General features: G+C 59.6%; 11 protein-coding genes. 1 reads left to right on the plus strand and 10 read right to left on the minus strand.

Features of this window, described 5'->3' with window-relative positions; all coding sequences use genetic code 11:
- Positions 1-15: 15 nt before the first annotated feature.
- The 7 genes from purF to truA all read right to left on the minus strand — a co-directional run bounded on the left by purF (position 16) and on the right by truA (position 6806).
- Complete coding sequence (gene purF / locus ACIPIN_RS13175) at positions 16-1521, minus strand: amidophosphoribosyltransferase (protein WP_401119217.1); 1506 nt, start codon at positions 1519-1521, stop codon at positions 16-18.
- Positions 1522-1562: 41 nt separating this feature from the next.
- A complete protein-coding gene (locus tag ACIPIN_RS13180) occupies positions 1563-2123 on the minus strand; it encodes a CvpA family protein (RefSeq protein WP_123425737.1) in 561 nt (186 codons plus the stop codon).
- A 98-nt stretch (positions 2124-2221) separates the two neighbouring features.
- Positions 2222-2875: an SPOR domain-containing protein gene (locus ACIPIN_RS13185; RefSeq protein WP_401119220.1), complete on the minus strand. Its 654-nt coding sequence runs from the start codon at positions 2873-2875 to the stop codon at positions 2222-2224.
- Entirely contained in the window at positions 2859-4166 is a 1308-nt protein-coding gene (folC, locus tag ACIPIN_RS13190; protein WP_401119223.1) for a bifunctional tetrahydrofolate synthase/dihydrofolate synthase, read from the minus strand. The genes ACIPIN_RS13185 and folC overlap by 17 nt, the downstream gene beginning before the upstream one ends.
- A complete protein-coding gene (gene accD / locus ACIPIN_RS13195; protein ID WP_401119225.1) occupies positions 4163-5083 on the minus strand; it encodes an acetyl-CoA carboxylase, carboxyltransferase subunit beta in 921 nt (306 codons plus the stop codon). The genes folC and accD overlap by 4 nt, the downstream gene beginning before the upstream one ends.
- A gap of 208 nt (positions 5084-5291) precedes the next feature.
- On the minus strand, positions 5292-5918 hold the full coding sequence (locus ACIPIN_RS13200; RefSeq protein WP_401119228.1) for a phosphoribosylanthranilate isomerase: 627 nt from the start codon (positions 5916-5918) through the stop codon (positions 5292-5294).
- 63 nt (positions 5919-5981) lie between these two features.
- Complete coding sequence (truA, locus tag ACIPIN_RS13205; protein WP_401119399.1) at positions 5982-6806, minus strand: tRNA pseudouridine(38-40) synthase TruA; 825 nt, start codon at positions 6804-6806, stop codon at positions 5982-5984.
- A 212-nt stretch (positions 6807-7018) separates the two neighbouring features.
- Between truA and ACIPIN_RS13210 the strand changes: the two genes are divergently transcribed.
- Positions 7019-7678: a M24 family metallopeptidase gene (locus tag ACIPIN_RS13210; protein WP_401119230.1), complete on the plus strand. Its 660-nt coding sequence runs from the start codon at positions 7019-7021 to the stop codon at positions 7676-7678.
- Between the two features lie 83 nt (positions 7679-7761).
- On the opposite strand, the gene ACIPIN_RS13215 is transcribed toward ACIPIN_RS13210, so the two are convergent.
- The 3 genes from ACIPIN_RS13215 to asd all read right to left on the minus strand — a co-directional run bounded on the left by ACIPIN_RS13215 (position 7762) and on the right by asd (position 12975).
- Positions 7762-10365: a FimV/HubP family polar landmark protein gene (locus tag ACIPIN_RS13215; protein WP_401119232.1), complete on the minus strand. Its 2604-nt coding sequence runs from the start codon at positions 10363-10365 to the stop codon at positions 7762-7764.
- A gap of 206 nt (positions 10366-10571) precedes the next feature.
- Complete coding sequence (locus tag ACIPIN_RS13220; RefSeq protein WP_401119234.1) at positions 10572-11582, minus strand: aspartate-semialdehyde dehydrogenase; 1011 nt, start codon at positions 11580-11582, stop codon at positions 10572-10574.
- A gap of 280 nt (positions 11583-11862) precedes the next feature.
- A complete protein-coding gene (asd, locus tag ACIPIN_RS13225) occupies positions 11863-12975 on the minus strand; it encodes an aspartate-semialdehyde dehydrogenase (RefSeq protein WP_123425727.1) in 1113 nt (370 codons plus the stop codon).
- Between the last annotated feature and the right edge of the window lie 20 nt (positions 12976-12995).

A 12995-nucleotide genomic window follows, 5' to 3' on the forward strand; every position in this document is an offset into this window, starting at 1 on the left:
AGGGCCGGTAGAAACTCAGTTGTTGTACAGATCGATGATCGCACTGACTGCCTGCGTCTTGACCTTGGAGGCATCGTTGCGCGCCTGCTCGATCTTGTTCAGGTAAGCCTCGTCAATGTCGCCGGTGACGTACTTGCCGTCGAACACTGCGCAGTCGAAGTTCTCGATCTTGATCTTGCCGCCACCGACCGCTTCGATCAAGTCAGGCAGGTCCTGATAGATGAGCCAATCAGCGCCGATCAAATCAGCTACGTCCTGGGTCGAACGGTTGTGGGCGATCAGCTCATGAGCGCTCGGCATGTCGATGCCGTAGACGTTAGGGTAACGCACGGCTGGAGCTGCCGAGCAGAAGTAGACGTTTTTGGCGCCGGCTTCGCGGGCCATCTGAATGATCTGCTTGCAGGTGGTGCCGCGCACGATGGAGTCGTCCACCAGCATCACGTTTTTGCCGCGGAATTCCAGCTCGATGGCGTTGAGCTTCTGGCGTACGGACTTTTTCCGTGCAGCCTGGCCCGGCATGATGAAGGTCCGGCCGATATAGCGGTTCTTCACGAAGCCTTCGCGGAACTTGACACCCAGATGGTTCGCCAGCTCCAGCGCTGCAGTACGGCTGGTGTCCGGAATCGGGATGACCACGTCGATGTCGTGCTCTGGACGCTCGCGCAGGATCTTCTCGGCGAGTTTCTCACCCATGCGCAGGCGAGCCTTGTAGACCGAAACGCCGTCGATGATCGAGTCCGGACGCGCCAGGTAGACGTGTTCGAAGATGCACGGAGTCAGCGATGGGTTGGTCGCGCACTGACGGGTGTGCAGCTTGCCGTCTTCAGTGATGTAGACCGCTTCGCCCGGTGCCAGGTCGCGAATCAGGGTGAAACCGAGCACGTCCAGGGAAACGCTTTCGGAGGCGATCATGTACTCGACGCCTTCGTCGGTATGACGCTGACCGAAGACGATCGGACGAATACCGTGCGGGTCACGGAAACCGACGATGCCGTAACCGGTCACCATTGCCACGACCGCATAACCACCCACGCAACGGTTGTGCACGTCGGTGACGGCCGCAAACACGTCTTCTTCGGTTGGCTGCAACTTGCCGCGCTGGGCCAGTTCGTGAGCGAACACGTTGAGCAGCACTTCCGAATCGGAGTTGGTGTTGACGTGGCGCAGGTCGGATTCGTAAATCTCCTTGGCCAACTGTTCAACATTGGTCAGGTTACCGTTGTGCGCCAGGGTGATGCCATATGGCGAGTTGACGTAAAACGGTTGAGCTTCGGCCGAAGTCGAGCTGCCTGCAGTCGGATAACGCACATGGCCAATACCCATGTGACCGACCAGACGCTGCATGTGACGCTGATGAAACACGTCACGAACCAGGCCGTTGTCCTTGCGCAGGAATAACCGGCCATCATGGCTGGTCACGATACCGGCAGCGTCCTGGCCGCGGTGCTGGAGGACGGTTAGCGCGTCATACAGCGCCTGATTGACGTTCGACTTACCGACGATACCGACGATGCCACACATGCGACGCAACCCCTACTTAATGAAACTGAACTGAACACATCTCACTGCGGCGTTTTGGCCGTCGGCAAGAGGTGCTCCTTGAACGGTATGTCAGCGGGTACGCTGATACCGCTGGCCAGCCACTGACTACTCCACCCTAATATGAGGTTTTTGGACCAGTCTGCAACCAATAGAAATTGTGGCACGAGCCTTGACTCCTGCCACCACTTATCCTGCTGTACCGGGCCCAGACTCAAGAGCCCGACGGCGGTGACCACCAGCAGCGCGCCACGCGCCGCGCCGAAGGCCATGCCGAGAAAACGATCGGTCCCGGACAGGCCGGTGACACGAACCAGTTCGCTGATAAGATAATTGATCATTGCGCCTACCATTAAGGTGGCGACAAACATGATGGCACAGCCCGCGATCACGCGAGCCGACGGTGTTTCGATGTATCCGGCGAGGTACTCGGACAGTGAGCCGCCGAACATCCAGGCAACAGCTCCTGCGATGATCCAGGTCAGCAGCGATAGTGCTTCTTTAACGAAGCCGCGGCTCAGACTGATCAATGCGGAGATGGCGACGATTGCAACGATCGCCCAATCAACCCAGGTAAATGGCACAGTGCAGCCTACAGACGGATAAGGCGGCGCATTTTAGCAGAGCCCATGGCTGTCGGTAAGCTGCGATTGCGAGTGCATTTGAAATCAGTCAGTTAGCGTCAGCCGCGCTCAGGCTGGAAGCGAACGACAAAGCCCTTGAGGTTCTGCTGACGACCCAGCAGGTCACGCAGGCGATCGGCTTCTGCACGCTCGATCAACGGCCCGACAAACACCCGATTCTTGCCATCGGCAGTACGGATATAGGCGTTGTACCCTTGGCTACGCAGGGTTTTCTGCAAGCTTTCAGCGCTTTCACGGCTCGACAGGCTGGCCAACTGCACCGACCAACTGACCGACAGGCCATTGGCGTCGACACGACTCTGGTTGGTGTCAGGCTTGCTCGGCGCCGCAGCGATCGGTTGCGTGGGAGCAGGTGCCGGCTTGGGCGCAGGCGGCGTTACCGGCTTGGCGACAACCGGGGCCGGCGCGATGGGAGCGCCAGGAGCAACCGGCTTGGACGGCGCTTGCTGCGCAGCAATCTCTTCATCGGTTGGAACCGGCTCCTGAGGCAGCGCTTGCGGCTCCGGCACCACCACGGGCTCGACCTGTACTTTTGGCATTGCCGCGGCCTGAGGTGCAGCCGGGGCCTGAACCACCACCTGACGCTGCTCATCTTCCCGGGAAAACAGCATCGGCAAGAAAATCACCGCCAATGCCACCAGAACCAGAGCCCCAACCATCCGCTGCTTGTACGCGTTATCCAGCAAAGCCATGTGCAGCTTCCTCCGTGGAGCGCCGAGCCAACCATTCGAGGGCCTCGGCAACACAATAAAATGATCCGAACAGCAGAATTTCATCTTCCGCCGTTGCCAGCGCGCACTGCCCTTCCAGGGCATCCGCGACACTTGCATAGGATGTAACCGACGCCCCAAGGTTCTGCAACGCAACCTGCAAATCCGCTACCGGACGTGCGCGCACAGAATCGAGCGGGGCGACAGCCCAATGCTGGACACTACCACTCAATTCGCCGACAACTCCATCGAGATCCTTGTCAGCCAACAAACCAAATACCGCCAAACGTCGACCCGCCACCGGCCGGCGAGCCAAACGCTGAGCCAGGTACTCGGCCGCATGCGGGTTATGCCCCACATCCAGCATCAGGTTCAGACGCTTGCCGTGCCAGTTGAACTGGCGGCGATCCAAACGTCCAACCACTGATGTTGCTTTCAATGCCGCGACAATCTGCTCGGCCTGCCATGGCAAACCCAACAGCGCATAAGCCTGCAACGCCAGCGCGGCGTTTTCCATCGGCAGATCGAGCAGCGGCAAATCGTGCAGCTCAATCGCACGCCCCTGGGCATCGACGCCCCGCCACTGCCAGTTCTGCTCGGTGACGCCCAAATCAAAATCACGACCACGCAGGAAGAACGGGCAATTGAGCTCGCGCACTTTATCCAGCAGGGGTTGAGGCGGATTGAGATCACCGCAGAGCGCAGGCGCGCCCTGACGGAAAATGCCGGCCTTTTCGAAGGCGACGGATTCGCGGGTATTGCCGAGGTAATCTGCGTGATCAACGCCAATACTGGTGACCAGCGCGACGTCGGCATCCACCAGATTGACGGTATCCAGACGTCCGCCGAGGCCGACTTCCAGCACCACCGCATCAAGACCTGCACGCTGAAACAGCCAGAACGCCGCCAGGGTGCCCATCTCGAAATACGTCAGGGAAATTTCACCGCGACCGGCTTCGAGCGCGATAAAGGCTTCGCACAACTCGGCATCAGTGGCTTCAACACCATTGACCTGCACCCGCTCGTTGTAACGCAGCAGGTGCGGAGAATTGTAGACACCGACCGCAAGCCCTTGCGCCCGCAGCAATGAAGCCACGAACGCACAGGTAGAACCCTTGCCGTTGGTGCCGGTGACCGTGATCACCCGAGGTGCCGGCTTGCCCAATCCCATCCGGGACGCTACCTCTTGCGAGCGCGCAAGCCCCATGTCGATGGCTGACGGATGCAACTGCTCAAGGTAGGCGAGCCAGTCGCCAAGGGTACGTTCGGTCATAGGTTTGCAGGCACCGGCGGAACCACGACTGGCTCGACTGGCGCGGCCACGAACTCAGGCGTCGGCAAGCCCATCAGTTGTGCCAGCAGATTACCCAGGCGTGGACGCAGTTCCTGACGGGCAATGATCATGTCGATGGCGCCGTGCTCCAGCAGGAACTCGCTGCGCTGGAAGCCTTCCGGCAGTTTTTCACGCACGGTCTGCTCGATAACGCGCGGACCGGCAAAGCCGATCAGGGCTTTCGGCTCACCGACGATGACGTCGCCGAGCATCGCCAGACTGGCGGAAACACCGCCGTAGACCGGATCGGTCAGCACGGAAATGAACGGAATGCCTTCTTCGCGCAGACGCGCCAGTACCGCCGAGGTCTTGGCCATTTGCATCAGCGAGATCAGCGCTTCCTGCATCCGCGCACCGCCGGAAGCGGCGAAGCAGATCATCGGGCAACGATTTTCCAGCGCGTAGTTGGCCGCACGCACGAAGCGCTCGCCGACGATCGCGCCCATCGAACCGCCCATGAAGGAGAATTCGAACGCCGACACCACCACCGGCATGCCCAGCAGGGTACCGCTCATGGAGATCAGCGCGTCTTTTTCACCGGTCTGCTTCTGTGCAGCGGTCAGACGGTCCTTGTACTTCTTGCCGTCACGGAATTTCAGACGGTCAACCGGCTCCAGGTCAGCCCCCAGTTCGGCACGACCTTCGGCATCAAGGAAGATGTCAATCCGCGCACGTGCGCCGATGCGCATGTGGTGATTGCACTTGGGGCAAACATCCAGGGTCTTTTCCAGCTCCGGACGATACAGCACCGCCTCGCAGGATGGGCACTTGTGCCACAGACCTTCAGGCACCGAGCTTTTCTTCACCTCGGAACGCATGATCGAAGGGATCAGTTTGTCTACTAACCAGTTGCTCATGCTTTCTTTCTCCAGTACCGGCGGCCCGAACGCTTTGGTTCGCAGCCCCGCGTATGCCCTTGAGCTAAATTCATGTGTGCGGCGATGATCGGTGGATGGCCGGGTCAGCAGGACTGACCTTCGTACAACCCAAAAACCCTCAGCCATACCTGCCTTATGCAGTACACCTGTTTGTACAGTGCAGTGGACGGCGGCAGTCTGCCAGCCGTCACATCGAGCTACTGCGTACAGCCTTGATAAATGCGCGAATCTTCGCGTGATCCTTGATGCCCTTGCTCTGCTCTACCCCACCGCTGACGTCCACCGCGTAAGGGTGAACCCGGGCAATGGCCTCGGCCACATTGGCCGCCGACAACCCACCTGCGAGGATGATCGGTTTGCTCAATCCTTGCGGTATCAATGACCAGTCAAAGGCCTCGCCGGTTCCGCCGGGAACACCTTCAACATAGGTATCGAGCAAAATGCCGCTGGCTTTAGCGTAGGCATCGCAGCTGGCAGCAATGTCGTCGCCCGCCTTGACCCGCAACGCCTTGATGTACGGCCGATGGTAACCCTCGCAATCGGCCGGGGTCTCGTCGCCGTGAAACTGCAACAGATCCAGCGGCACCGCATCGAGAATCTCACCCAGCTCGCAGCGGCTGGCGTTGACGAACAAACCCACCGTGGTCACGAATGGCGGCAACGCGGCGATGATCGCCCGGGCCTGCTGCACCGTCACCGCCCGTGGGCTTTTGGCATAGAACACAAAACCAATCGCGTCTGCCCCGGCATCGACCGCCGCCAACGCATCTTCAATGCGGGTAATCCCACAAATTTTGCTGCGAACGGCTGACATGTCGTTTAAACCTCAGGGCAAATCCGGGGAAGTCCCGGATGGTAGCAAATGCATTCGAGGGCGTCAGCCGTCAAGTTCCGAGAAACCGGTCAGGAAATGCGGACCAATGTAACGCTCGGGCAATTGGAACTCATCGCGATACTCGACCTGCACCAGATACAGCCCGAATGGATGGGCCGTGACACCACCAGTACGGCGAATCCGGCTTTCCAGCACTTCCCGAACCCACTCCACCGGACGCTCGCCAGCGCCGATGGTCATCAGCACGCCGGCGATATTGCGCACCATGTGGTGCAGGAACGCGCTGGCGCGGATATCCAGCACGATCATCTTGCCGTGCTGGGTGACTCGCAGGTGATGGATTTCCTTGATCGGCGACTTGGCCTGACACTGACCGGCACGGAAGGCGCTGAAATCGTGGGTGCCGACCAGATGCTGCGCCGCCTCGGCCATGCGCTGGACATCCAGTGGCCGATGATTCCAGGTGACCTCTTCGTTGAGGTGCGCCGGACGGATCTGATCGTTGTAGATCACATACCGATAACGACGGGCAATCGCCTTGAAGCGCGCATGAAAATGCGCCGGCATGACCTTGGCCCAACTGACACTGATGTCGTGGGGCAAGTTGATATTGGCGCCCATGACCCAGGCTTTCAACGAGCGGTCGACTTGAGTATCGAAATGCACCACCTGGCCACAAGCGTGCACGCCGGCGTCGGTGCGACCCGCGCAGTGCAGGGACACCGGCGAATCCGCGACCTTTGACAGAGCCGTTTCAAGGGTTTGCTGCACGGTAGCCACACCGGACGCCTGACGCTGCCAGCCGCGATAGCGCGAGCCTTTGTATTCAACGCCCAACGCGATCCGGAAAAAGCCGTCGGCCGCCATTTCGGCGGCCGGGTTATCTATATTTGCCAAGGAGTGACAGCCTGCTGATGTACGCAAAGGCGGGCATTATAAGGCCGTCGGGGCGGGACGCCATGTTCACGGTGTTTTTTGTTCGCGCCCTGGCAAACCAATGAGTATTTGCAACAGCCTTCGCTGTTTCGCTATATAGATAAATACATAACGAAGATCGACCACCCGATGAGAACTGATCAATGAGCGCCATACAAAAGGAAGCCGTTGGCTTGGCCTACAGCCTGGAGGGAATGCTCCACGCCAAACGCAAGACGTGGGAAGCTATCGATGAAATGGCCCGCCGGATCAAACCCGGCATGCTGGAGTCCGAAGCCCTGCTGATGGGGCTTGAAGTACTGACCGAACTGGGCATGGACCGCATTTGGCACCCGACCAAAATCCGCTTCGGCGAAAACACCTTGAAAACCTTCAAGCAGCCCTCCAGTGGCGATCCGGTGCTGGGCGAAAACGATATTTACTTCATTGACCTCGGCGTCGTGTGGGATCGCCACGAGGGTGACTCCGGCGCCACATTCACCACTGGCAACGACCCTGAAATGATCGCCTGCGCAGCGGCCGCAAAAACCCTGTTTGACCAGGTTCAAGACTATTGGCGAACCCATCAGGTCGCCGGCCCAGAGCTGTATCGCTACGCAGAAGAACAGGCGGCCGCGATGGGTTGGGTGTTGAATCTGGACATCAAGGGCCACAGGGTCAGCGACTTCCCCCATGCGATCTATCGCGCCGGCGACCTGGGCAATTTCGAAGCCTGCCCGAATGTCGGACTGTGGATTCTGGAAATCCAGCTGGCCCACCCTACCCGGACATTTGGCGCGTTTTACGAGGATTTGCTGGCTTAAGATCAAAAGATCGCATCACATCACCGCCAAAACAAAACGGCAGCCTCAATGGGCTGCCGTTTTGTTTACAGCTTATCGATCACTCAAGCTATACGCGCCAACATTTCCTTGGCTTCGCTTTTCTGACCGTCATTACCTTCACTGATTACTTCACCGAGGATGTCCCGCGCGCCATCGTTGTCGCCCATATCGATGTACGCCTGCGCCAGATCCAGCTTGGTCGCGACTTCGTCAGTACCCGAAAGAAAATCAAATTCAGGTTCATCCATCCCTACCGCAGCATCTTCAGCAGTGAAGCTTGGCTCGGCAATGGCCGGATGTTCCAGGCTACCGGACAAACGATCCAGCTCAGCATTGACGTCATCCAGCTCGGACATGAAGTCATCCGGCTCAGGCTTGGCTTGAGTATCGATTTCATCCTCCAGGGACAGGTCGAAATCAGCCGGCAACTCCAGATCATCAAGCGCCGCTTCTGTAACCGCAGGCGACTCGGCCGCTGGCAGATCTTTCAGATCGTCGTCGAGGTTAAGCAGAAACTCGTCGTCAGCCAGGATCGAATCCGGCACATCGCCACCCAGATCAAGGTCGAAATCCGACAGGTCATCCAGGCTGTCCTTGGCTTCGGCCTGCTGTTGCAAAACGGATTCGAAGCTCAGATCGTCGTCGAGCGGGAAAGCGTCCAGTTCCAGCGCGGGCTCTGGAGCGACTACCGCCGGCGATGCAGCTTCCAGATCATCCAGACTCAGGTCGAAGGCGCTGTCGAAGTCATCATCGGCAGGTGCCGGGGCTGGTGCAGCTTCAGGTGCCTTAGGCTCCTCGTGCAGCAGGTCCTTGACGTACTGCGCATCCAGTTCGGCGGCAACCGCGGCGGCGGCGATACCACCAACGGCTGCCACGGCTACCATTGCCGGGAAGCGGCTTTTCAGCTGCTCGACGTCAGCATGATTTTTGCCATTGGCAACCAGCTGACGCTCTTGCGCCACGAACGCACTGCGATCGCCCTGCTGGCCGTAGACTTCCATCAGCTTCAAGCGCAGGTCGCTGCGTTGCGGCTCTTGCTTGATACCGTCCTCAAGCAGGCTGGCTGCCTGATTCAGACGCCCTGCACTGATGTGCGACTGGGCTTGCACCAGAACATCGTCCGAGCGCTCGGCCGCAGGCGCTATCAATGGCGCAGCAATCGGTGGCGTCACCACCACTGGCGCCACGACTGGAGCTGGAGGCGTTGCAAGCTTGACGACTGGCGGCGGCACTTCAAGGCCTTCAAAGCTGCTTTCCGGCAGATCGAGGTCTTCAGTCAAGTCCGACTCTTCAGCCAAGGCCTTCGCCATGCGCTTGTGCTTCTCGGCTTCCTGTTGAGCCTTGCGACGACGCGCCAGCAACAGCAGAAGCAACAACAGCACTACAGCACCACCGCCCACCAGCCCCAACAACACCGGATTGGTCAGCAGTTCGTTGTACTTTTGCTCGTCACTCGCCGCTGGGGCTGCCTGAACCGGCGCCTCGGCTGGCACTGCAGCCGGCGTTGCGTCTGGCACTACCGCGGGCGTTGCTGGCGCCGCAGCAGGCTGGGCGACCAGATCGACCGACATCGCCGCCGAAGGTTGAGCAGCAGCACCTGCCCCCGCGCCTTCTGCCTGCATCTTGGCCAGTTGATTATTCTTCAGCTCGATCAAGCGTTGGAGCTTGTCCAGCTGACTCTGCAAGTCAGTCATGCGGCTTTTCAGCTCGGCATTGTCGCGACGCGTCGTATCGAGGCTTTCCTGGGTCACCGCCAGCTTGTTGCTGATGACCTTGCTATCGCCGGCAGCGCCCTTGCCACCTTTCTTGCCGGACTCCGCCGACACCAGGCTCAGATTGTCCTTGGCGTTACCTTGCGGCGCGACAACATCACGTCCGTGCCTGGTTGCGTCGAGCTGTTGCGCCTGCGCCCGATGAACCGAGCGACGCCCATGACGCCAGGCAGTGTTCTGCGCGGCGACTTCGGCAATAGCTTTAGGCTGCGGCAGGCTGGCGCTTTGTGCGGCGTCCGGCAGGCGCAAGACCTGACCGGTTTTCAGTCGGTTGATGTTGCCATCGATAAAGGCGTCCGGGTTCAGTGCCTGAATCGCCAGCATGGTTTGCTGGATCGAGCCGCCATTGCGCGCCTTCGCGGCGATTTCCCACAAGGTGTCGCGTGGCGTGGTGATGTGCTGCGCAGGCTTGCTTGCGCCAGTCACGGGGGCGCTGACTGCTGGCGCTTGAGACGGCGCAGGTTGCGCGGCAGCGTTAGCCGTCTGCGGCGAGAATTTGGACGGATCGAGCAGCACGCTGTAGTCGCGCAGCAGTCGGCCGTTTGGCCACATCACCTGAACCAGGAATTTCACCATAGGCTCGGAGAGTGGTCGACTTGAAGTCACCCGCAGGATGCTTTTACCACTGGCATTGAGCACTGGCGTGAATGTCAGGTCATTGAGGAACGCCTGACGATCAACCCCGGCCTTGGCGAAGTCGTCTGCCGACGCCAGACTCGGCACCACTTCGGCAGCGGTGAGGTCCTTGACGTCGAGCAGCTCGATTTCTGCCACCAGAGGCTGGTTCAGGGTCGACTTCAGGGTCAATTCCCCAAGCCCGAGGGCATGCGCCATACCGGAGGACAGCGCTGAGGCGGCCGCTATTGCTAACACCAGTTTGCGAACTTGAACCATAGCCTCATCCTTTGTTGAACTTTCCTCGGCAAGCGAGAAGGTGTTGATACCGCTGCCGGAAGGCATTGCGCGCAGCCTCGAAGAGTCCCTGCGCGCGCTTATTTCACTTATGCCCTTGGAAGCCCCTGATGGTGGCTCGCCTCCAGCATTCGGGCCAAGCATAACGCTCGACTGGAATCATTCTGCAAATTGTTGCCAAGTATCTTTTACACAAGGTCTTTTATCAACAACTCAGCCACCTGCACCGCGTTGAGTGCAGCGCCTTTGCGTACGTTATCTGACGTCAGCCACAAATTAAGTTCCGCCGGATCGTCGACACCGCCGCGAACCCGACCAACGTAGACCACATCCTGCCCTACCGCATCGCCTACCGGCGTCGGGTAATCACCCGCCTCGACCAGCTCGACACCAGGCGCCGCCTCAAGCGCAGCATTCACCGCCGCCAGGTCGACAGCCTTGGCTGACTGCAAGGTCACGCTAAAGCTATCGCCGAAAAACACCGGGGCTTGAACGCAAGTGACAGAAATCTTTAATAAAGGCTGCGCCATGACCTCGCGCAGCTCTCGAACCAGGCGCTTTTCCAGCAGCGTATGGCCCTGAGCATCCGGTGTGCCGACTTGTGCCAGCAGGTTGAAGGCCATTTGCCGATCAAAGAAACGCGGCTCCAGCGGGCGAACATTCAGCAGTTCAGCCGTTTGCCGGGCCAGCTCGGTGACCGCTTCGCGGCCTTGGGCGGAAACGGCCAGGCTTGCGGTGAGGGTCACTCGCTGCAAGTCGAGCAAATCGCGCAACGGCGCCAACACCACGGCCAGGGTCGTGGCCGATGCACTTGGGCTGCTCACCTGAAACGGCTTTTTCAAACCGGCGAGCACCTGAGCATTGGCTTCCGGTACCACCTGCGGTGCCTGTGCGGCCGGCAAGGCGCCGGACAAATCAATCAGCGCGCAACCGGCGGCCGTCGCACGCGGCGCAAAGCTCAGGGTGACCGCCGGGCCGGCGGCGAAGAACACCAGTTGCACCTTGCTGAAATCAAACTCGTCGACTTCCCGCACCCGTACATTCTTGCCACGAAACGGCACCGAATGCCCGGCCGATTCACTGCTGGCCAGCAGGTGTAGATTGGCAACCGGGAAGTCGCGCTCTTCAAGAATCTGGACGAGGGTTTCGCCGACAGTACCGGTGGCGCCGACAACGGCGATATCAAAGGACTGGCTCATGGATCTACCTCAGGCGAAACGGGGGGAGCGGCACTTTACCGGGCGCATTGAACGCAGGCAATTGATAGACGATATCCGTAGCAGCTGGCGAAGCCTGCGTTCGGCTGCGCAGCAGTCGTAAATTATAAGCGCACGGTCTGCCAGAGTAATCCGCGTGATCGCATTGGCGAGGACTTCGTCCTCGAACGCAGCCTTCGGCAGCTGCTACGGGAACCGATCGGCCCCAAATAAAAAACCCGCAGCTCTTTCGAGATGCGGGTTGTTTCATTGCATCAGCAGATCAACGTTCCAGCAGAATCCGCAGCATGCGACGCAGCGGTTCGGCCGCGCCCCACAGCAGTTGGTCGCCGACGGTGAAAGCACCGACGAACTGCGACCCCATGTTCAGCTTGCGCAGACGGCCAACCGGTACGTTCAGGGTGCCGGTGACCTTGGTCGGGCTCAGCTCCTGCATGCTGATCTCGCGCTGGTTCGGCACCAGTTTGACCCACGGGTTGTGCTGGCTGATCAGCCCTTCGATATCGGCGATCGGCACGTCTTTGTTCAGCTTGATGGTCAGCGCCTGGCTGTGGCAACGCATGGCGCCGATGCGTACGCAGATGCCGTCCACCGGGATCGGGCTCTTGAAGCGACCAAGGATCTTGTTGGTCTCGGCCTGGGCCTTCCACTCTTCACGGCTCTGACCGTTCGGCAGCTCTTTGTCGATCCACGGGATCAGGCTACCGGCCAATGGCACGCCGAAGTTTTCGGTCGGGTAGGCATCGCTGCGCATGGCTTCGGCAACACGACGGTCGATGTCGAGGATCGCACTGGCCGGATCAGCCAGTTGATCAGCGACAGCGGCGTGGGTCGCGCCCATTTGCTTGATCAGTTCACGCATGTTCTGCGCGCCGGCACCCGAGGCTGCCTGATAGGTCATGGCGCTCATCCACTCCACCAGACCGGCTTCAAACAGACCGCCCAGCCCCATCAGCATCAAGCTGACGGTGCAGTTGCCGCCGATGTAGTTTTTGGTGCCAGCGTCGAGTTGCTGGTCGATAACCTTGCGGTTCACCGGGTCCAGAACGATAACCGCATCATCCTGCATACGCAGGCTGGAAGCGGCGTCGATCCAGTAACCCTGCCAACCGGCTTCGCGCAGTTTCGGGAAGACTTCGCTGGTGTAGTCGCCACCCTGGCAGGTCAGAATCACGTCGAGGGTTTTCAGCTCTTCAATGCTGTAAGCGTCCTTGAGCGGAGCAATATCCTTACCCACGGACGGGCCTTGGCCACCCACATTGGAAGTGGTGAAAAACACCGGCTCAATAAGATCGAAATCCTGCTCTTCCAGCATCCGCTGCATGAGCACGGAACCGACCATACCGCGCCAACCGATCAGACCTACACGTTTCATCGCAACTACACCTTTACAAA

The organism is Pseudomonas sp. NPDC087697 (assembly GCF_044743155.1).
Classification (GTDB): Bacteria; Pseudomonadota; Gammaproteobacteria; order Pseudomonadales; family Pseudomonadaceae; genus Aquipseudomonas.

Bases quoted from the DNA above. Each gene is read 5' to 3' on its own strand.
- truA (WP_401119399.1), bottom strand. From the start codon at position 6,806: ATGGCGGCCGACGGCTTTTTCCGGATCGCGTTGGGCGTTGAATACAAA.
- ACIPIN_RS13210 (WP_401119230.1), top strand. From the start codon at position 7,019: ATGAGCGCCATACAAAAGGAAGCCGTTGGCTTGGCCTACAGCCTGGAG.
- ACIPIN_RS13215 (WP_401119232.1), bottom strand. From the start codon at position 10,365: ATGGTTCAAGTTCGCAAACTGGTGTTAGCAATAGCGGCCGCCTCAGCG.
- asd (WP_123425727.1), bottom strand. From the start codon at position 12,975: ATGAAACGTGTAGGTCTGATCGGTTGGCGCGGTATGGTCGGTTCCGTG.
- ACIPIN_RS13200 (WP_401119228.1), bottom strand. From the start codon at position 5,918: ATGTCAGCCGTTCGCAGCAAAATTTGTGGGATTACCCGCATTGAAGAT.
- ACIPIN_RS13220 (WP_401119234.1), bottom strand. From the start codon at position 11,582: ATGAGCCAGTCCTTTGATATCGCCGTTGTCGGCGCCACCGGTACTGTC.
- purF (WP_401119217.1), bottom strand. From the start codon at position 1,521: ATGTGTGGCATCGTCGGTATCGTCGGTAAGTCGAACGTCAATCAGGCG.
- accD (WP_401119225.1), bottom strand. From the start codon at position 5,083: ATGAGCAACTGGTTAGTAGACAAACTGATCCCTTCGATCATGCGTTCC.
- folC (WP_401119223.1), bottom strand. From the start codon at position 4,166: ATGACCGAACGTACCCTTGGCGACTGGCTCGCCTACCTTGAGCAGTTG.
- ACIPIN_RS13185 (WP_401119220.1), bottom strand. From the start codon at position 2,875: ATGGCTTTGCTGGATAACGCGTACAAGCAGCGGATGGTTGGGGCTCTG.